Source organism: Sphingopyxis sp. H053, assembly GCF_001468225.1.
Lineage (GTDB): Bacteria > Pseudomonadota > Alphaproteobacteria > Sphingomonadales > Sphingomonadaceae > Sphingopyxis.
This window is the reverse complement of the sequence record NZ_LNRU01000017.1, coordinates 23,384-42,377: the sequence shown is the minus strand read 5'-3', so window position 1 is coordinate 42,377 and position 18,994 is coordinate 23,384. Positions and strand designations below refer to the sequence as shown.

Sequence of the window (18,994 nt, the reverse complement as noted above, 5' to 3'; positions counted from 1 at the left end):
AAGCTTCATTGCCGCTGGTGTGCCCTATCCCTGCGTTGGGCGCGGACGTCATCGCGGCCAATTCAGGCTGCTTTATATAGAATGCCTTATCGTCCGTGAAGGGCTCTTATCGGACAGCAAAAGCACCGTACAAGCTGGGTATACTTTTTAAGCCATTTATATACTATCTGGCCGATGGTATCCGCCCCAGCACCCTGGCAACTGACGCTTGCCCGCATCGAAGGCGCCCTCCCCTTCATCTCACCCGAGCTGTCCGAATGCCTTGCGCTGGCCTCACTCAGGCGCCTCTGGCGCGTGCATGTGCGCGATTATCCGTTTGATAATATTGGAATTGAACACAATCCGGGGCTCGAGGCAGACGAGCTTATGCGCTCGTGGTATTCCGAAGAACGCCGCCAGTTTTTATCGTGGATCAGCCGGCGAGGTCACCCTCCCCTCGCCCATGCCGCCAAGCTGGTCATGGCCGCCAAAAGTCACTTGTGAACGGACAAAGAACACTGCATCCGACACCCCACGCCAATTCACCTGACCGACAAAATTCTCTGCACCGGCGTTATTTCCTGACACCCTTCAACATACGCGCCGCCGCGTTGGACGACGGAGCGAGCTTGCGGCCGTAGCGGAGTGCAGTGGCGGTCGAGGTCCATCGCAATGCCTGCGCGATCGGTCCCGCATCCTCGCCATTGGCGAACAGATCCTGGGTCAGGCCGACGCGCAACGAATGCGTGCTCAGCGCATCGATCGCATGGTCGAGATCGGCGCCCATGAGATCGACCAGGCCCTGGTCGGCTGCGGCGAGCGCCGTGCGCTTGATGATCAGCCGCATCGCCGCCGGCGTCAGCGCGCGCTCGCCAATTCCGTAGGTCACCGTGGCCGCGCGCGCAGGCCGCGCCGCCATGCGTTCCCGATCGACCCGGGCATGATAGGCCAGATCCTCGATCGCGAGCGCCCGGCGCGCTTCGCGGGGTTTGGTCCGGATCACCGCTACGCGGCGGAACAAGGCGCCCGCGCGGATTGATGCGGCCTCGCGCCAAAGAGCGACACGCCGCATCGTGTCGGGCGACAGCCACACCCAGGCCCCTTGCCCTTCCTGGTCGGTTTTCGAGTGGGGCACCTCGAGCAGCCCCGATCCATCCTCTTGCGCTTCCATCAATTCGACGGCGACGGCCACCAGCTCCGATACGCGCAAACCCGCATCATAGCCGAGCGACAGGATCGCCGCGTCGCGCAGGCCAGCGACGTCGCGCCCACACGCCTCGAGCAGCACCGACAGCGTGAACCCCCTGACGGCTTCCCGCCCGATCCCTTCGCCGAGCCGCAACGGGCCGGCCTGGCGCTGCCGGACTCCGGCCCGACGCCGCAGCCCACGCAGCGCATCGCGGACCACGACGGCACCGACGGGGCATGGAACGTCGAGAAGGTGATGGGCCACCGCCAGCGAGGACAGGCGCCGGGACACGGTCGCCGGCTTGAGCCGCCGCGCCTCGCAATAGTCAATATAGGCGACAAGCCGCGCTTCGTCGGCGGGCAGGCCGATCCCGCCGCGCTCGGCCGAGAAGCGCGCGTAGCAATCGAGATCGACCGCGAGCGCCTTGATGCTGGCGGGCGCCCGCGCCTCGATGCTCTTCTGGAAGTTGAGTTCGACCAGGCTGGCGCCTTCGCCTGTCAGCTCCTGAAGCAACTCGACGAGCTGGACCGCGCGATCTTGCGCGGCGCCCGACCGCCGCTGGGGCAGCGGCGCCTCGCCGGGTGCCAGGATCGTCACGATCTCCGCGGAAACCGAGCGCTTGGGCATGGGCAGACGCTCTGTCTGTGCAGCGATCGACAGGACGGATTTGGCGCGCATACCGGGGGACTATAACCCCGATTTCGCCGAAGTCACTATCGATAACATTCTATTATCGATAGTGCAAAAAAGGGCGTGCTAGGGATGGTGCAGTTAAGGCAGTTTAGGTTACCCTTGCGACATGCCCGATTTTTGCGATCCATCGACCCGATTCCATCCGCTCCGATCGGACGAAGATGCGCCGATCGAAGACCTGATGACGGCAAGGGTGCGCGCGGCGCTCACCTGGGGCCAGCTGCAAGGCCGTTTAGCGCATGTGCCCGCGCAAGTTGCGCATCAATTCTGCGCCGCGCTCGCCCGCCTGCTCCTCGTCGAAGCGCTCACGGGTAGCGGCTTTTCCGGCGCGAACAGCTGGTTTTCCGCATGGTTTTCCGGCCTCCAGCCCGTGCCCGACGCCACCGCCCATGTCGCAGCCCCGCCCTCGCTGGTCGCCGACACGCTGCTCGCCGAGCTCTCGCTGTCGGCCTGGGCGCCGCTCGCCGACACGGCCATCCAAATCCGCGCCGCAGCGCATTTCCATCGCGGCGAGGGCGCCCCGCAAGGCGAGCGCGGCGATGCCCCCGCGTTCGCCGTAGCGGAAGCGGCGCGGCTCGCCGAGCCGCCCGCCGACGATCGCGCGGACGACTGGCCCCTCGCCGCGCTCGATCGCCTGCATCGGGCCGCGGCCGCCTCGCCGCATTTCGCGCCCACCGAGCGCAGCTACCAGCTGCTCCCCCTGCCCGCCGGGCCGGTCTCCTTCGAGCAGACGCGGACGGCCACGCCGCTGTGGGCGCTCGATCTCCTCGCCGGCGCCCTGATCGCGCGGAGCGAGCCAGCGACCAGGCCGCTGCCCCTGCCCGGAGCCGTGCGCGCCGAGGCGCTCAGACCCGAGCTCTGGTCCCGCGAGCGCGCCATTATCACGGCCGAGGCCGCCGGCGAAGCTGCGCAGCGGCTGAGCGACCAGCTCGATGCAGCCCATGCGAGCGTGCGCGAAGTGCATGAGGCGATGACCGTCCTGCGTTCGACCTCGCGCGCGCCGCTGCTCTACCGGCTGCTCGCGGGCTTCGGACCGCTGCGCCCGCTCCAGATCGAGAAGGCCCTTGGCGTTTCGAAAAACGGCGTGCGCGATCTCGTCGCCGCCCTCGTCAAAGCGGGCCTCGCCGAGCGGGCGGCGTACGAACATCACACGATCATCCGCGCCCTGCCCCGCGCGCGCCGTGCCACGCTGGCGGCCGAGGGTGAAAGCAGATCCGTTGAAACCAGCTCCGGCGCGACGTTCGCCGCGTTCGACGCGGCCATGGCCGATGTCGAGCGCGTGCTCGCCCGTATGGAGACGGCGCGCGAATGACCCCGGCAACACGGCAAGATAGGAAACCCCGGCAGAAACTTCAAATCGACGCGCCCGATACGGGACTCGCGCCGCCGTTTCAGGCCATGACCTGTCTTTGAACGATCAAAGGAAAGTTCGCGCAAAAGCCCCTGGGAGCGCAAAAAGGCGGTCTCGGATAGGAGGGGGCGCCCAGAGGCCGCCACCACGCCCTACGGGCCTCCTGAGGGCAAATTCGCGCGAAATGCCCAATGGGCGACCGTCGCCGTCCGGCTTTACCATCCGCGCCCATGACCCGGCAGATCGAGCAGGATGCGAAACCTGGGAGCGGCGAAGCAGGCGGCGAGCCGCGCCCGCCACAGATCGCCATTCGCGCTGCAAGCCGGCTCGGCGCAGCCGGCGGACATCGCCGCGCCCACCATCCCCGATGCTTGCAGGTAAAACAGCGCCTCCTGGAAACCACGGCGCTGCGCTGACATCGCCGCGCTCTCCGTCGCGGCGGCGTCTCGTACCGCGCGCGCCAGCGCCGCGCGGCGAGCCTTCAGCCCCTGCATCAAATGGGCACGGGGATAATTGCGCTTGGCCTGCTCGAGCTGCTCGCAGACCATGGTGAGCCGGCGACGCTCGCGGTCGAGCTGCCGCAGGCCGACCCTGGCGATCGCCTCCGCCAGATCCGATAATTGGGGTCCGACGCCGGAAGCCGCCTTTCGCGGCAGGCGTGCCGGCTGCGCATCGAAGCGGAAGATTTGCTCCCATCGCCCGGCTTTCAGCCCGTCACTGCTGTGGAGCGCCGCCAGCAGCAGATGACGCACCGGAGCGTAGTGGAAGCGGTTGCCGACCAGCGCCGCCCGGTACCGCTCCCAACCTACCCGGTCACCGGGGCGGGCGCCGCGGATTTGCTCCCGCGCAATCATCCCGTTCCACAGCACTCGGGTTTTGACGAAGGCAAACCGCGCCATTTGCGCGCGCGTGCGCGCGACCCGGGCCGCGAGCGCCCGCTCGGCGGCCTGCGTCCGCCCCAGGGCCCTGATCCCCGCAAGATCGGTCAGCAACAGCGCATGACGGTCGCAGAAGGTCGTCACGCGCAAGATCCAGCTCCGCTCGATCCGCCACGGCGCGCCGGACACCAGCCAGTCAAGCCAGCACTGGGCGCAGCCGATTGACCGCAGCGTCAGCGGCAACAGATCGCCGCGCCCACAGCCGACGAACGTCCTAGAAATCGCCTTCGCGGGCACCATCGTCGCCCACGCGAGCCGTTCTACCATCACCTGGCGGCGGTCCGGCACGCCAGCGACCGCCGGCGCCGGCGCGGCCAACCAAGCCGATGCGCGCGACGTGGCCGGTACGCGCGACGTGGCCGGTACGGGCGACACGGCCAGGTCGCGATCGGCGAGCGCCGCGTCGATGCCGAGATGGCGAAACAGCGCTTTGGGCGTGGTCTCATGACGCGCGGCCAGGCGGCGCAGCCAGGATTCGAAACATTCCTCGGGCAGCGGCCTCACCCGAAACGCCAGCGGCTCGATCTCCCGCCCGCTCATTCCGGGCTATAAGGCGTAAACAATTGCAGCGCCTCGGTGATATCGTCCTGGGTCACGAACCGGCGGTCATGCCGCCGCGCGACCTTTCCCGACCAGTGCAGGATGCGCTTGAAGTTCCCGGTGACCCCGCCGCTGGTCCGCCAGATGCGCTCGGCGAACGCGGGTTCGGCGAGATGGTCGGGCTCCTCCATCCCCATGCCGCGGGCCAGCGCGCGGATCAGGCGCTGCGCGGGCTCGCCCGGCTCCCATAACGGCAATTTGAGGATGATTGAGCGGTACGCCAGCTCGACATCGTCGGCGAAGATCTGCCGGGCGACATCGAGGCCCGCCACGACCAGCGGCACATTGCCCGCGCTCATCAGGAAGCGGAACGCATCGAGCGTATCGCGCCGCGCAACGCCGCTCGCGGTCAGGATCACATGGACATTGTCGATCGCGACCAGCCGCGTGCCCTGTTCGGCCAGCAGGTCGACGACCTTCAAATCGGCGGTTTTGTGCGTGTTCGTGCGGATCGGCCAGCCCTGTTTCCAGAGCAGGGCGAGGTTGATCTTGAGCGAGGTCGGACTCGAGGGAATGACCGTGCGCAGCACGGGCTGATAGCGCGCCTCGCCCCAATCGGCGGGCTCGGGAAAGGCTTCGGCAAGGCGGCGCTGCGCTTCGCGCAGGATCGAGGTTTTGCCCATGCCGGACTGTCCGGTGAGCACGATGCAGGTCGGGCGTTCCTCGGGATCGTCATGCGCGACATCGACGATCGTCTCGACCGCGTTCCGCGCTTCTTCGAAATCGATCCAGAAGGAGGGCGCCAGCGATGGCGCGGTCGCAGCGGCGCTCATGTCCGCTCCTGCAACCAGTCGTCTTCGCTGAGCTCGGCGACCGGTTTCCAGTCAATGGGCGGCTTTTCCGGCGCTTCGCCATACCGGAGGTCCGCGAGCGTCGTCCCCTCGCCTTCGCGGCGCTTTGCCTGGCGCCGCGCCGCCTTCGTGCGAACGCGGGCGCGGTGGATTTCCTGATTGGCGGCGGCCACCGCCCGCGCCGTCGCCGCGCGACCGCCATCGGCCTGGTAGGCCCGGCCTAGCGCCCGCACTCCTGCCCTGGCGGCCTCCCAATCCGCCTCCCAGACGTCGGGATAGTCGCCGACAACCGGCAATTCGACATAGCGGCCGTCGAGGTCGGCGTAGATATGCTGGATCGTCCGCTCATCCCAGCTGATCTCGACCCTTTGGCCGATCCTGGCGGCAAGCATCGGGTGCCAGTAATGGCGATATCTGATCTGGATACCCTTGGCATGGACCGTGAGCGACTTCGACGGCAGAAACTGGCGGAACAGTTCGCCCGCATCGACCGACACGGGCAGCAGCGGGCTGTGCTTCGCCGCCTCGCGCTCCCACATCTGGGCCGGACACAGGCCGCCCAGCGCGCTATGCGGCGCGTGATGATAGATCGCGATCTGGCACAGCAGCCAGCGCTCGAATTCCACAAGCGTCATCGCCGCGTCCGCCTCGGCATCATAGCCGTCGCGCGCCGCCACGTTCGATCCGGTCGCACCGGGCAAAAGCCGCAGTTTTCCAATCATCGTGCCGATCAGCCGCTCGATATGCCCGCCAAGATGGGCCGGCCCGGGCCTCCGCACATCGGGGCCAATCCCATTGCGGACGCAGGCGCGCCGGAAGGCTTCGGAGCGATGCGGTTTGGCCTGATCGGCATGCAAGCGCCGGAACAAACCGTGCATCGGATAGCTGACATCGACGCCCAGGTGGGCGAGGGCCGGCTCTTTGGGCAACACAGCGCTCGCAACCGCCCGTCCGCACCGGAATATCGAGGGGTCGCCGAAGCTGACATAGTAACCAAGAATGGACCGGGTCCAGATTTCGATGAGGAAGGTGATCCACGGTCTTCCGAGCTGTTCGCGCCGCAGACTATCGACCAGGATGACATCGCCCTTGGTGTGATCCATCTGAACCAGGTCGAGAAATCCCTCGCTTGCATATTCGCCGGGGTGCGGTTCATGGGCGCTCCGCGTCTTCGATCCCATCGTCGCTTTCGCCCAAACACGGCTCGGAATCTCAGCCAGAAGCCGCTCGATCGTCTTCTCGCTTGGGATCAGATCGGCGGGAAAGCGATGATCTCCGTTGTCCGCGTGCAACAGGCCCCAAATCTGCCGCGCCGCTTCCGCACGCGATGGCGGCACCATCTTGAGCGCAATTTCGTCGATCAACGTCTCGATGGCGGCCCTCACCTCGGGATCGATCCTGTGCGATCCAACAGCGGGTCCACGCGGTTTTGGAGCCAGCGTTTCCGCGACCGGATGCACCCGGAAGCGCGCGGCCAGTGTCCGTATCTGCCGCTCTTTAAGGCCGGTTGCCTCGGAAATCGCCTGAACCTGAGCCGCTGTCACCGGGCCGGAAAGCGATATATGTCGCCGGAAATGGGGGTAGAGAGCCAATCCCGCCTCAAGCGATTTGAGGCTCCGCCGGGGCGCTGGAGACGGCTTGCGCTCAATCACGGAACGGGCTCCCCAATGATTTTTGCTGTCCGCGAAATGTAGCTTATTTTGTCGAACACCGCGACGTGTATATTGCCCTAGACAGAATTACTCGCAGAGCATCCGATGTAATATATTGATATTACATGATATTATTGAAATGTAGCCTATTTTGTCGGCTGACATCACTCCGAAGGATTCAGCGAGACATACAGGCCCGCCGATCGCGCGCTCGAACGGCTCGATGCGCTGCTGCCGACCCGCGATCCGATGGGCGCCTTGCTTGAATGGTTGGCGGAGCTGCGAACTGAAGAAATCGATTTCCTCGAGGGTGGCAGTGAGATGGTCCAAGTCGGTGGGTTCGCGGTAACGCGTATGGCACCGCGTGGGGCGGCCTGGGCGGCATCGCTCGCTGCTGCCATGCGGCCGCACTTGTTTGGGCTGGGCTCGGCGCCAATGGCGCTTGCTGGGGTCATGCCGCGGGCTCTGTTCCGTGAACTTCACGAGGAACCCCTGCCTGTCCTATTAGGCCGTGCGCTTCAGGGTACCGCTGAGAGTGCAGGCGCTGACCTCCGTGCCATGCAAAGGGCTCACCTGCAGGCTGAGGGAGCACTTTCAGGCCTGTACGCCTCCTCGACGGCTCCCCTAGCTTGGCGTCTGGTAGCCGGTATCGGACCTCTCACCCGTGCGGAGCTTGCCAGAGGCCTTGGGGTGACCAAGCGAACCGCTTCACAATCAGTTGCGGCTTTGGCGACTGCCAGTATGGTCAGCCTTCGAACTTCCGATGGCGCAATCGTCCCAACGGACACGTGAACGTATCATGGACCCCGGAATACCTCCCGGTAGCAAACGCCAATTCGATGATGTGAGGTCGCTCTGCGACGCAGCAATTGTTCTACGAACTTTGTCGCCCTGCCTGCGTCGGCGAAGGATAACTTGCGTCGCTGTCCACGCGTTCCAATCCGCCCCCATGAGAATTCAACAATCGTGACACCGAACAGGTCCTGGCTTCGAGATATGACGTACCGCCTTGCAACATTGAGATCGGGATCTTTGGCTTCGAGCCAGATCTGACATTCCCCTTGTCCATCCTCTAACATGCGGAGGACTATGCGATAGCCACGTGAAGTTAAGCCAATCGGAAGTTTGAATCACAGGTCCCTGTCGTGATTCACGGAATCGATCTTAAAGCTGTCACGAGCGCTAATCTGCCGAGCTGCCATCCCGGTGGAAGGTACGCATTGCACGCAAAGCGGTCATTGTCGAAGGGATATGTCGGCCTTCCTTAATCTTGAATCAAATCAATAACAAATCCGCCGCAGGCGTGAACGTTAGGGGATTTAGATTCTAAGGTTAAGAGGTTACCTGCTCGCGATCAGCCTGCAAACTCCTGATTTCTCGCGAGTCGGGGCGGCTATGCCGAATCTGAAAACACGATGTTCGGTTTCTGATAGCACGACCGCCAGATTCTAATAACACGTCATCTGATGCCTGATCACACGTTCGCCACCTCCCCGCCCTGTTGATAACTTTGAAAGCGCGGCTGAGAACGTGAGGCCAGAGGATCAGTTAGCGTTCCGATTCACATATGATGCGCCGATCCCAAACTTTCTGATCCCCCATTTGCCCCTATGCTGAAACAAACGTGTTTTCGGAAATGTGGTATTTCCGGTCTAACGTGTTTTCAGGAATGGTTTTTGGAGGCATTTTCCATCGCCCAGCTTGAAGGCCGACCTGTCGGGTTTCTGGATCGCAGTGACCGAAGTGGAGCCTAAGGCGATCTGCCAGCTGGCTTGAGCGCTGCACAGTAGATCGCTGATTTCAGTCAAAGATGGACGGCAGAAGCACGGCCGTAGGGTCTATGCCGGTGGTCTTGGGCATAGTCAGCGATTTCTTAGCAGGCGCCGAACGTAGACGCGATCCTCTGATCGGGCGGGCTAAGCGAAGTGATTCCCGAAAACACGTTCGCTAGCTGCCGTGCATGATGAGACGGTTCTTATTGTTACGATAGATCGCTATGCCTGCGGCAGAGCGTAATCAGGCCTGAAGCCGAGCGGCAGCTCTACCAGCGCGCCGGGCGCCGCTACCAAGTCCTGCAGAAGGTCGCGATCTTCAAAAGCCCGGAAGCGTATGCTTGTTGCGCTCGTGGTGCTTCTTCATGAAGCCGTAGAACCGTTTCGAGTAGTTCCTTGGCAACTCATGCGGATTGCTGTTCAAAAAGGAATCGAATTGCCGCATCAGCACATCGAGATCCCAACCAGGACATTCAGCACGGATGGCCTGGTAGATTTCGGGGTCAAGAGTGTCCTGCGCGCCCCCTCCCCTTCGCCGTGACTGAGATTGGCTTGCATTGCTGTCCAATGCCGCTGATGCATCGGCTTGCTGTTCGGGGCGCAAGCTCGCGCTCGTTGTTGCAAGGAGCTTGCGCACGAGGGCAGGATCAACGAATTCCTGCGGAGGGCTGACCTTGGCTGCCTTTTCGGGGGTTGCGCGCTGAATGCGCTGGGCTCTGCTCTCCGTGGTGACAGAGCCACTGCCCTCGGTTTTTCCAGAAGGTTTTTCGAGATGGCGACGCATCACCATCTTTAGCTTTGGGCGCGGCGTCTCTGCTCCAATGACCTCCAGACTGATATCCGGCAGGTTGTTAGCTCGCGCCAATTCAAGAATCTTGTTCTTGAACGAGGGTAGGGAGCTTTCGCTGCCGCTTTTCTGATGAAGAGTTTCGAAGCCAATCGTGAAACCTTCTGGCCCATTGCCACCAGCGTGCTTGCGAGCTGCGCGGTAGAGCCATTTCCCAAGTCCACTCGTTATCTCGAAATACAAAGGCGAAATCGCAAGGACATTTCGCTTGTCCATGACCCCGTCGAAGAACCACTTGGAAAGCGTGATTTCCATCCCAAGCGAACGCTGGGTTCGCTCATCAACGAGATGAGTATAGCTATCGATCCACGAAAATGTGGTCTCGCGGGATTTGGAGTTTGCTCGGATGTTCGTCTTGATCGTCGTGGCCTGAAGACGATCAAGCGCTGCGATCAGTCGCTCATAGGCGCGCCCGCTTACACCCCAGCAGATTCGCTTGAGGAGATCGCCAGGTTGAACACGAATGGTCGGCGAAAGGTCGTTGTCACCCCGCTCGCGCAATTCGTTGAGGTGAGACGCCAGATAGATCATGATATCTGCATCCCAGATGGTCGCCATCCCATAGGCTGGGTTGGCTGATACATGGACGGTGACCGACTTGTCCGGGCTGAGGTACTCAATGGGTTTCAGGCGCTTCTTCTTCGAAAGGCTGAAGAAAGGACGCTGCATGGTCTCCTGATAGTCCCGCAGCGAGATGTCGCTGAAATCAGGCAGCGTGAAGAACATCTCGAACTGCACCCGGCGACCGGAGGAGGACTGATCTTTCTCGCTCACGTTCTTCGCCTAGTAAATCTGCCGCTGTCCCACATGTGGGACAAGTGTGCTAAACATATGAAATAAAACGATAAAAACCACATTTTCAGAGTGGTAAAGGCATGGCCATAGGTGGGTTCGAAACCCTCCTTCATGGGGCAGGCCTTTTTAGAATCTTCGCCTTCTCAATCAGAGGGCGCAATGCATCGAGGATTTCGTCAGCGCTCAAATCAGTGGGTTTGATCGTTATCGTGAGCCCTCGTGCACGATCCTTTTCGATGACACCAATGGACGATCCTGCGGCTTCGATTACGGCTTTCTGGGCACGGCCAGGCCTGCCCGAAACTGCCTTGAGTAGACGGACAACAACCTGAGGGCCAGAAATTGGCTCTTCGTCTCCGGATTGCCGGAAACTTTGTTCCGCAGCGATTTGCTTTGCTGCTTCCTCCATCCTGGGGCGCAGCGATGGGTTGCGTATGGCTGGAAGAAGCTTGTCACCGTACCGGACCTGAAGTTCCATTGGCGAGGCAAATGCGCTTACGATTGTTTGCGGGATCTCTGTCAGGCCGATGTACCGTGCGAGCGTAGATTTCGAGATCTTCACGCGTTCAGCAAGCCGTGCCTGAAGGCCATCGTAATAGGTGTCGACTGCTGCCTTGTAGTTCAAACCGCGTTCTAAATCTGAGATATCTTCCCTCTCGCGGTTCTCGATATCAGCAAGGCGGAACGCAGCTTCGTCATCGAGATCTTCGATAATCGCTACGAGCTCGATATCCGGGTAGTGATTGGCGTTGAGCCACGCGACAGCCCAGTGGCGCCTTGTGCCAATGATCAGTTCGTACTGCAGCTCACCTTGCTGTTTCCGACGCACGACTACTGGGATGCGGTTCCCGTTTTCTGCTTGGATCGATTCAATCAGAGATCGCAAACGGGGTTCGGTGAGCTGTTCGTAATCACGGGCGTTTCCCGGCCAGATCGAACATTCTGCAGGTTTGAGCCGAATGGTCGGACGCTTGACCATCCGCGCTGCTTCCGTGAAGCCTTCAAGCCGACGTGTTGTGAAATTGCGCGATGCGGTTGCCCCTGCAGCGTCCTTGGCTTCAGAGATGGAAGGCTGGTCAGGGGCAGGGGAGGCGAGGGCCTCGCCAATCAATGAACGACGGCTCACGCTGCAACACTCCCTGCCGTGTCAGATGACCGTCTCGAAATGCTCTTCGACGGCCACTGCTCATGTATTTCGTTCAGAACTTCTCCGAAGACTGCGTTGAGATTGTCCCGGCAACGCTGGTAGGTTGCGTGCGCAGCTGAAGGCTTGCTTTCATAGATCGACCGGAATGCCTGAGTGGCATTCTTGATTTCCTCAGAAGCCAGGATCGGCTGATTCAGCAGGAAATTGGCATATGTGGCCTTCATCATCTTCCACATGTCGGCTTCACCTGGCTTGCTGGGGGTGTAGGCCGAGCAGACGACGCGAATGAACCCATAATCAACAGGTGTTCCGTGATCCTCGAGGATCTCGATATTCTCGGCGATGGTGTCCATGAAATGGATGGTTGAAAGATAGTCGAGCTGCCTTGCCGGAACCGGGATGAGCATACCTGTTGCGGCGGCCATCACATTGAGGCCCAGGAACCCCATGGCCGGCGGAGGATCGAGCAAGACGACGTCGAAGTCCTTGATGATACTGTCGATGCCAATACGGAGACGCTGAAGTCCCTCGCGCACTGCTTGTCCGCCCTCCGTCAACGTTGCCGTGAGGTCCCACTCTGCATCCTGCAGGCCAAGGCTTGACGGCACTATTTTGATTGTAGGCCAAGCGGTTTCTCGGATTGCATTCCTGAAATCATCGAATGTACTGCGAGGCGACAGGAAGTTTCCTAAAGTCTCCTCTTCATCGATGAGTGCTTCGGGCTGGATGTCGAACATAGTTGTCGTTGACGCCTGAGGATCGCAGTCGATCACGAGAACGCTATATCCGTTCAGTGCAAGAAAATCGGCGAAATGCTTGGTAATCGTACTCTTGCCGACGCCGCCCTTGAAATTCTGCACGGCTACTACGACCGCATTCTCATGGGCTAGCTTGCCCGGATGAATGTTCAGCGCCTTGCGAATATGAGTAAGGTCTTCGAGCGTGTAATAGCGACGGCCATTGTTAAGCTGCTTCGGAGGCGCGAGACGTCCCTCCTTCTCTGCCTTGGCAAGCGCTTCAGGCGTTCTTCCGACCAATTCCGCTGCCGCCGTAGGCCCAAACGTGATATCCAGGACCTTGCGTTCATCAGGTTTGAACACCACAGCTTTGACCCGATCGCGCATCATTTCGCAGGATCTGGTCATATTTCGCAGTGTGTTCACGGTGTAGGACATGCGTCTGCCTTTCGATGAATCGCAGTTCTGCGACCCAGTTCGTGTTTTATGATCATTTTCGGCGGTAGAAGTCAAACCGATATCATCGGGATGGTGCCGGTCCCGAATTCCCGTCGCTGCCGGGCACCCCTTGTCGCATAGCCTGTGGTGATTACGGGCTCATAACTCCGAGGCGAGAGGGGAGGGGGATGGCCTGATGCGGTTCAGCATCAGGAGCAGACCGTGACCGACCTATTTGAACAATCCAGCCAGAAGCTGGACGCAGCAATCACCGAAATCCAGCACGCCATCGCCACCGGACTGGCGAACAAGCAACGCCTGTTTGAGACGATGCGCCAGCTTTACGGGGAGGGCTCCGCAAACGGCGCATGGAGCCAGAGGGACGCCTTTGACCTGCTCGAGGCGGCATTGACGCGCCACATGGCCGGACTGCTGAACAAGCCTCAGATGCTGCACCAGATTTCGGAGATCAGTGCGCTTATCGAGGCACTGCCGACACATACGGTCAGAAGTGAAGACCAGATCAGGTTCCAGCAATTCTCGACGCCCGCAGACCTTGCAGCGCTTTGCGTGATTTTGGCGCAGCCGCTTGCAACCGATATCGTTCTTGAACCGAGCGCCGGACATGGCGCCCTCGTGGCAACTCTGCCCAATGTCAGCGCATTGCATCTCAACGAAATCGATCCGCGCAGGCGTGAAAAGCTGGCTCTGCTGTTTCCCGAGGCCACCATGACAGGGATCGATGGGGCCATGCTGGCTTCGCATCTCGACACGGCGGTGCAGCCAAGCCTGATCCTGATGAACCCGCCGTTCTCTCGGTCAATGGGGCGAGGAGCAGACGAGTTCGCAGCGGTGCGTCACCTGCGCGCTGCCATAACGCGCCTCAAGCAGGGGGGCAGGATCGTCGCGATCATGCCGGACTGGTTCACGCCGAGCGCAAAGCTTGCAAAAATCTACGAAGACACCTTTGCCTCTTGCACGGTCCGCACATCCATCCGGCTCGACAAATGCTATCACAAGCAGGGCACCAGCGTGGCCGTGCGCTTGTACGTGATCGACAAGATCCCGGGGCAGATCAGACCTGCAGTTTTGGCGCGGCAGACAGTTGCAGACTTGGCGTCGGCGGTTCCCATCGTGAAACGCGTGACAGTCCAGCCCGACTGCGGACCGCGCGCGGTGCCGCCGAAAGCAAAGCTGGGTGCGCTCTTCAAAGCCATGCGGGCAGACCTGCAATCATCGCGCTGGTCAAACGCGGGCTCGACTATCGTCCCGAAGAACTGCGCCACTACCGGCGCGAAGGCACGCGGGCGCTGCGCCAGATCGCAGCAGGGATAGGGCTCGAGCACGCCGATTACCGCATCAGCTATTACACCTCGCAGGAACAGCTGGCGGGCGAGCATGTGCTGGAAGCCGACGGGATCTATGTCCGCATCAGCCCGGAACGGTTTGGCGAACCTGGTCTCGCCTGGCGCAACCCGTTCTGGAAACCGCCTGGCGCGGTGATGCGCAAAGCGCCGATCACCGCCCTTGCAGACATTCACGCACTCACGGCGCGCATCGCGCGCGAATTGAAGATCGCACCTCCGGCGCAGCCGGGGCTCATCTGAAGGAGAACACGCATGGGCTGGCTTTACATGCACCGTGCCGGAATGGGGGGCTTCGACACTCCCAAGGCCTATCTCGACAATCAGCTCACATGGGAGCGCGAGAATGAAGAAACCGGCACCTTCGAAGGATGCCGGGTCATCAGAAGCGTGTCCACATCCGGTGCCTACTACGCGGCTGTCCAGCGCTATGGACCGAATAACCAGACCCACGCCATCTCCGCGGTGATCTGTCTGGTCCGCTGGAACCCCAAGGCCGCAGACGGCCTCCTGTTCGGCTACAAGGACATGGATGAAAACTCCGGGCCGGTGGAAGCCGGGTGTCCCAGAAGTATCCTTGAGGAACTGGGGCCAACCCGTCACCCTTATGCTCTCGACTGGCGTAACCGGTGCTACCGCCAGCTCCGGCTCAAGGAGCGCAAGATCGCCGATGGCGACCTGATCCGGCTGCCTGAACCCATGAAGTTCACCGACGGGAGCGAACACGCCGAGTTCAGGGTGACAAAGCGGGGCGCGAAGATTGAACTCAGCACGCCCGATGGCCGAGGCCGGTTCCGCATCAGCAGATTGATGGAGCGCCGATTTGAAGTCGTGCCCCCAAAGCGCGCGGTTCGCACATTCTTCACGGCGACGCCGTAACGCTCGGGAGGTGATCATGCTGCCTCAGAGCCTCGACCCGAGAAGGGACATCCTGTGCGGGCGCGCCAATGCCGAGCGCGTCGCCATTCGGATGACCGCAAATTCCGGGCAGAGCCATGCCGTGGTAAGGACGGACAGCAAGCTCCAGCCCTTCTGCGTTTTGCCTGCAGAAGAGAGCCTTTCCGGAGCGATCGAGCTGCAGGTTGTTGTCCTGTAGGCTGCTCTCGGAAAAATGAGGGTCTTGCCCTTCACCACTTGTTCAAGCTTGCAGTTGTACCAATATTAGTACAATGGTTCGGTAAAGGATGAAGCTATGGACGTTATCACCTACTCAGAAGCGCGCGCCAATCTGAAAGGCATTATGGATCAGGTGGTCAGTGACCGGACACATGTTGTGGTCACGCGGCAGAAGGCCGAGTCGATCGTGATGGTTTCGCTCGAAGATTGGAACGCGATCGAGGAGACCATGTATCTCCTTTCGAACCGCACCAATGCCGACCGCCTGCGGCAGTCGATCGAGCAACTGGATGGCGATGGCGGCAATGAGCGCGGGCTGATCGAGCCTTGAAGCTGGTCTTTGCAGACAACGCCTGGGAGGATTATCTGCACTGGCAGCAAACCGATGACAAGGTTCTCACCCGGCTCAACGACCTCATCAAGGAATGCCAGCGAACGCCTTTCAAAGGAACCGGAAAGCCTGAGCCGCTCAAAGGCTCCCTGGCAGGCTGGTGGTCGCGGCGGATCACCAAAGAAGACCGTCTGGTCTATCGCGTCACCGGCAAAGGAAACGAGCAGCAGCTAGAGATTGCCCAATGCCGGTTTCACTATTGATCTGAGGTCCCTGCATGAATTCTCATCGCGATGCGGAAGATGGCGCGCATGATCCGCGTAAACTGATAGCGCTGCTGGGCACCACGGGCGATGAACTCGGGCGCACGCTTGGTCTCGACAAAGATGCTACCTGCCGCATGGAATCGGATGACATTCAGCGCCGCATCGGCTCGATGATAGAGGTGCTCAGCAAGGTGGAGCCGCGTTTCGGTTCTATGATCATGACCTATGCCTGGTATCGTTCTGAGCCGCTTTCCGGTTTTTCCGGCCAGACTGCGATGGAGCTTGTGCGCTGCGACCGCGTGCAGGACGTGCTGACTTACATTGATGCCGTGAACGCAGGTGTGCATGCCTAGGCATGGCAATGTCGCCGCAATGTCTATTCCTCGATCATCCCTCCGAGGCCGGGATCGAGATGCCACGATGGGCCTTCGGTAAAGTCGGCATTGCGGGCAGGAACAGGGCCATCAGGCTCTGACGAGACGTAAGGGTTGACCATCGGTGCCGGGTGCTGGCCCGAGCGCAGAATCTGCCCCGACATCTGGCACCGCGGCCCAAGGAGTTCGAAGAGCCATTCGAGATCGTCGAGCATCTGGATAACCCCGCGCCCTGCCAGCGCATAGTAGAGGCAGCGCTGATAGTCATCGCAATGGCAGGACAGGATCTGCGTCAGCCGAGCCTTGGCATTGGGCAGGCCCTGGAAGACGCCCTGCAAGGTCTCATAGAGCTCGCGCGCTGAGTAGTAGGCATCGAACGGCTCCACTCCGATCGAGGCATTGGCGAGCATGCGCTTGGTTGGGCGGCAATTGGGATCAAGTGCCGCGTCGCGCAGCGTGACATCGAGGTCGAACTTGCCGATATCAAAGACCTTGTTCATTATTCATGGGCTCCCGCTGAGTATGAACATACCGTGAACAAACGACAGGGTCAAGGCGTCACCATGCATGTGGCTGGTAGGTAAGGACACCACTGGAAAGACCGGCAGGGTCGCCATCAGCGACGAGCTGAAGGCTGCGCTGGTGCGCTGGTATACAGGCCGGGGCAGCGAGGCCGACCACCGTGCTTCGGTCTCGCTGGTCTCCACCGCGCGCGAGAACCACAAGTGGATCGCCTGCGATTGCCTTGGGGCAGAGCGTCCGCCGCCGCTGATGAGCGCGGCCTATCTCAGTTTTCAGGAAACCTACTATCTCAGGCGCCTTACCTCGCGGCCAGGCCACGATGCCAAATGCCCCTTTCATTTGCCCCAGGCACCGCCGCGTATCCGCGAGACCGCAAAGGACTCGCTTTACGCTATCGGCCTTCCCAAGGGCCTGTTCAGCGCGCACCAGAAGGCGCCGGAGAAGCTTGCACAGAGGCCGGAAGACATTGAGCCGGACGACCGCTCACGCGGCGTTGCGATCCCGCGCCTGGGCAAGCTACTCTGGCTGCTGCTCGAGCGGGCAGGCGCAAACGTCCTGCGCGAATTGCCGCCCAGTGGCAGGCGCGAAGGCTCGATCAGCGCAGAAATGCGGTACCTCAAGCGCGCAGCCGCGGGCCTCGAGATCGCTCCGGGTATTCGGCTGTCGGATCACCTCTACACCAACGCCATCGATTACGAGAAGCGGCGTGTCCATGCCCGGTTACGCTCTGCCGCCGAGACCTGGCCGCCCGAGTTTGCGCCGCAGGCCTTTCTGCTTCTCGAAGCGAGCGAGGTGACGTCGAGCGAGGTCGTGACGGGGCTCGGCACCGTCGAAATCCGCAACCGCATCCAGCACACCGGGATCATCCGCGCCGAGGTCGAGCCACCGTTTCTGGTGCTTGCTGTCGTCGGCGAGCACAGCCGGCGCGAAGGATACCTGGCGCTGCGGGCCTATGCCCAGCCTGTGTTCAGCGGAAACCAGTTCGTGCCCGCCGAGCGCGACCACGATCGCGATGTGCTGCGCGCGCTCCAACAGGCCCAGTATGAACTGCGCCGCCTCGGTGTCAGGATGGCCGTCAAGAAGGTCCTCTTTGACATCGCGCTGGCTGCGGGCTCGGCGAGGCCGGATTTCCTGGTGGCGCTGCTCGATGAGCATAGCGGGGTGGAGTGCAAGTTCGCGCTCCAGATCCTGCAGTCGGATGATGCTGACTATCTTGAGCTGCGCAGCATCGAGCGCGAGCGTCTCGGTCAGGCCGGGCTTGTCGTATCCATGGCCGTCAGCAGCGTGACGCCTGAGGCAATTATCAGCGAAGCCCGCCGCATTCTCGAGTGAAGGGGAGGGGGAGGATGTGAGCGAACCTGAAGAAGGAGAGTTCGCTCATGACATGCTTTGCTCCGTCGCCGCGCCCATCGACATCGATCTGGGGTGCTGTCCAACAGGCCGATCAGCTTGGCCCCGGGATTTGGTCGGTGATGACCGCCAGCCACGGCGGCATCATTCTGTCCGATCAGAGACAGGCCGCCATGCCGTCGGCGCTACAGATCGAGGGAGGGTCCTACGAAGAAGACTGCGATTGGTCGCTCCCGATCCTTGCCTTTTCTAGCGAGCTTGATGGGCAGGGCTCCTGCTCCGCGGGCTTCCTGCAGCTTGCCCGCGATACCGCCAAATGTTGGCATCCGGACCGCTTCAGCGCCTTTACCGGCGAGGCCGTCGAGGAGAATGCCTCCACGATCCTGCGGACGCGTAAGGCCTACATCGCCGCGATCGGCGAATTCTGCGTGACCAGCGCCTGGGGCGATTGGGCCGAATGGGTGCCGGAAGGCAAAGTCGGCGTGATTGCCCGGCAAGTCGAGCGCGTCGATCACCTTGGCCGGCCAACTCATGGCGAGGCCGAAGTCTGCGCGCTGATCGCGAAGGACCTCTACGCCGCGCGCGGCGAGGTCACGGCGCTGCGCGATACGGCGCACGAGATCATCCCGATGCCCGATGCCCTGCGACCAAAACGAGTGGCCTGAAGAGCAGGCCGAAGGCCGCCCGGCTCTGGCCAGGCATCGATCCGCCGATCTGGAGGGAAGGGGGAGGGGAAGGGCGA

The 18,994-nt window shown here is 61.6% G+C and carries 20 protein-coding genes; 11 read left to right on the top strand and 9 right to left on the bottom strand.

Annotated features, from left to right (window positions below):
* Positions 1 to 174: 174 nt before the first annotated feature.
* Positions 175 to 483, top strand: a complete 309-nt coding sequence (locus ATE70_RS25010; RefSeq protein ID WP_058799921.1) for a hypothetical protein — start codon at positions 175 to 177, stop codon at positions 481 to 483.
* A gap of 70 nt (positions 484 to 553) precedes the next feature.
* Here the strand turns inward: ATE70_RS25010 and ATE70_RS22745 are convergent, their stop codons facing one another.
* The gene (locus tag ATE70_RS22745) at positions 554 to 1,795 is read right to left on the bottom strand and encodes a tyrosine-type recombinase/integrase (protein WP_030541452.1); all 1,242 of its coding nucleotides are present in this window, start codon (positions 1,793 to 1,795) and stop codon (positions 554 to 556) included.
* 172 nt (positions 1,796 to 1,967) lie between these two features.
* On the opposite strand from ATE70_RS22745, the gene ATE70_RS22740 reads away from it, so the two are divergent.
* Positions 1,968 to 3,173: a MarR family transcriptional regulator gene (locus ATE70_RS22740; protein ID WP_058539805.1), complete on the top strand. Its 1,206-nt coding sequence runs from the start codon at positions 1,968 to 1,970 to the stop codon at positions 3,171 to 3,173.
* A 254-nt stretch (positions 3,174 to 3,427) separates the two neighbouring features.
* On the opposite strand, the gene ATE70_RS22735 is transcribed toward ATE70_RS22740, so the two are convergent.
* From ATE70_RS22735 to ATE70_RS22705, 7 genes are all read right to left on the bottom strand, one after another.
* On the bottom strand, positions 3,428 to 4,690 hold the full coding sequence (locus ATE70_RS22735) for a TniQ family protein (protein ID WP_048575061.1): 1,263 nt from the start codon (positions 4,688 to 4,690) through the stop codon (positions 3,428 to 3,430).
* Complete coding sequence (locus ATE70_RS22730; RefSeq protein ID WP_030540651.1) at positions 4,687 to 5,523, bottom strand: TniB family NTP-binding protein; 837 nt, start codon at positions 5,521 to 5,523, stop codon at positions 4,687 to 4,689. Before ATE70_RS22730 ends, ATE70_RS22735 begins: the two co-directional genes overlap by 4 nt.
* Positions 5,520 to 7,193, bottom strand: a complete 1,674-nt coding sequence (locus tag ATE70_RS22725) for a Mu transposase C-terminal domain-containing protein (RefSeq protein WP_030540650.1) — start codon at positions 7,191 to 7,193, stop codon at positions 5,520 to 5,522. Before ATE70_RS22725 ends, ATE70_RS22730 begins: the two co-directional genes overlap by 4 nt.
* 797 nt (positions 7,194 to 7,990) lie before the next feature.
* The gene (locus ATE70_RS24575) at positions 7,991 to 8,272 is read right to left on the bottom strand and encodes a WGR domain-containing protein (protein ID WP_082640040.1); all 282 of its coding nucleotides are present in this window, start codon (positions 8,270 to 8,272) and stop codon (positions 7,991 to 7,993) included.
* A gap of 1,012 nt (positions 8,273 to 9,284) precedes the next feature.
* On the bottom strand, positions 9,285 to 10,538 hold the full coding sequence (locus ATE70_RS22715) for a replication initiator protein A (protein WP_081095436.1): 1,254 nt from the start codon (positions 10,536 to 10,538) through the stop codon (positions 9,285 to 9,287).
* Positions 10,539 to 10,716: 178 nt separating this feature from the next.
* Positions 10,717 to 11,733: a ParB/RepB/Spo0J family partition protein gene (locus ATE70_RS22710; RefSeq protein ID WP_058539803.1), complete on the bottom strand. Its 1,017-nt coding sequence runs from the start codon at positions 11,731 to 11,733 to the stop codon at positions 10,717 to 10,719.
* Positions 11,730 to 12,929: an AAA family ATPase gene (locus tag ATE70_RS22705; RefSeq protein ID WP_058539802.1), complete on the bottom strand. Its 1,200-nt coding sequence runs from the start codon at positions 12,927 to 12,929 to the stop codon at positions 11,730 to 11,732. Before ATE70_RS22705 ends, ATE70_RS22710 begins: the two co-directional genes overlap by 4 nt.
* Before the next feature lie 222 nt (positions 12,930 to 13,151).
* On the opposite strand from ATE70_RS22705, the gene ATE70_RS22700 reads away from it, so the two are divergent.
* The 7 genes from ATE70_RS22700 (at position 13,152) to ATE70_RS22670 (ending at position 16,359) form a co-directional block, all read left to right on the top strand.
* Positions 13,152 to 14,264, top strand: coding sequence for an SAM-dependent methyltransferase (locus ATE70_RS22700; RefSeq protein WP_058539801.1), 1,113 nt, complete (start codon positions 13,152 to 13,154; stop codon positions 14,262 to 14,264).
* A gap of 65 nt (positions 14,265 to 14,329) precedes the next feature.
* The gene (locus tag ATE70_RS22695) at positions 14,330 to 14,536 is read left to right on the top strand and encodes a hypothetical protein (RefSeq protein WP_058539800.1); all 207 of its coding nucleotides are present in this window, start codon (positions 14,330 to 14,332) and stop codon (positions 14,534 to 14,536) included.
* Positions 14,537 to 14,548: 12 nt separating this feature from the next.
* Complete coding sequence (locus ATE70_RS22690; RefSeq protein WP_058539799.1) at positions 14,549 to 15,172, top strand: DUF6927 domain-containing protein; 624 nt, start codon at positions 14,549 to 14,551, stop codon at positions 15,170 to 15,172.
* A gap of 16 nt (positions 15,173 to 15,188) precedes the next feature.
* Positions 15,189 to 15,389: a hypothetical protein gene (locus ATE70_RS22685; protein WP_058539798.1), complete on the top strand. Its 201-nt coding sequence runs from the start codon at positions 15,189 to 15,191 to the stop codon at positions 15,387 to 15,389.
* Positions 15,390 to 15,485: 96 nt separating this feature from the next.
* On the top strand, positions 15,486 to 15,740 hold the full coding sequence (locus ATE70_RS22680; protein ID WP_058539797.1) for a type II toxin-antitoxin system Phd/YefM family antitoxin: 255 nt from the start codon (positions 15,486 to 15,488) through the stop codon (positions 15,738 to 15,740).
* Positions 15,737 to 16,003, top strand: coding sequence for a Txe/YoeB family addiction module toxin (locus ATE70_RS22675; RefSeq protein WP_054136324.1), 267 nt, complete (start codon positions 15,737 to 15,739; stop codon positions 16,001 to 16,003). The genes ATE70_RS22680 and ATE70_RS22675 overlap by 4 nt, the downstream gene beginning before the upstream one ends.
* 14 nt (positions 16,004 to 16,017) lie before the next feature.
* Positions 16,018 to 16,359: a hypothetical protein gene (locus tag ATE70_RS22670; protein WP_058539796.1), complete on the top strand. Its 342-nt coding sequence runs from the start codon at positions 16,018 to 16,020 to the stop codon at positions 16,357 to 16,359.
* A gap of 23 nt (positions 16,360 to 16,382) precedes the next feature.
* Here ATE70_RS22670 and ATE70_RS22665 read toward each other — a convergent pair whose 3' ends face one another.
* Complete coding sequence (locus ATE70_RS22665; protein WP_058539795.1) at positions 16,383 to 16,880, bottom strand: hypothetical protein; 498 nt, start codon at positions 16,878 to 16,880, stop codon at positions 16,383 to 16,385.
* Between the two features lie 67 nt (positions 16,881 to 16,947).
* Here ATE70_RS22665 and ATE70_RS22660 point away from each other — a divergent pair, with 67 nt between their 5' ends.
* Together ATE70_RS22660 and ATE70_RS22655 are read left to right on the top strand one after the other, a co-directional pair.
* Entirely contained in the window at positions 16,948 to 18,234 is a 1,287-nt protein-coding gene (locus tag ATE70_RS22660) for a hypothetical protein (RefSeq protein WP_058539794.1), read from the top strand.
* 47 nt (positions 18,235 to 18,281) lie between these two features.
* On the top strand, positions 18,282 to 18,917 hold the full coding sequence (locus ATE70_RS22655; RefSeq protein ID WP_058539793.1) for a DUF7007 domain-containing protein: 636 nt from the start codon (positions 18,282 to 18,284) through the stop codon (positions 18,915 to 18,917).
* Positions 18,918 to 18,994 lie beyond the last annotated feature (77 nt).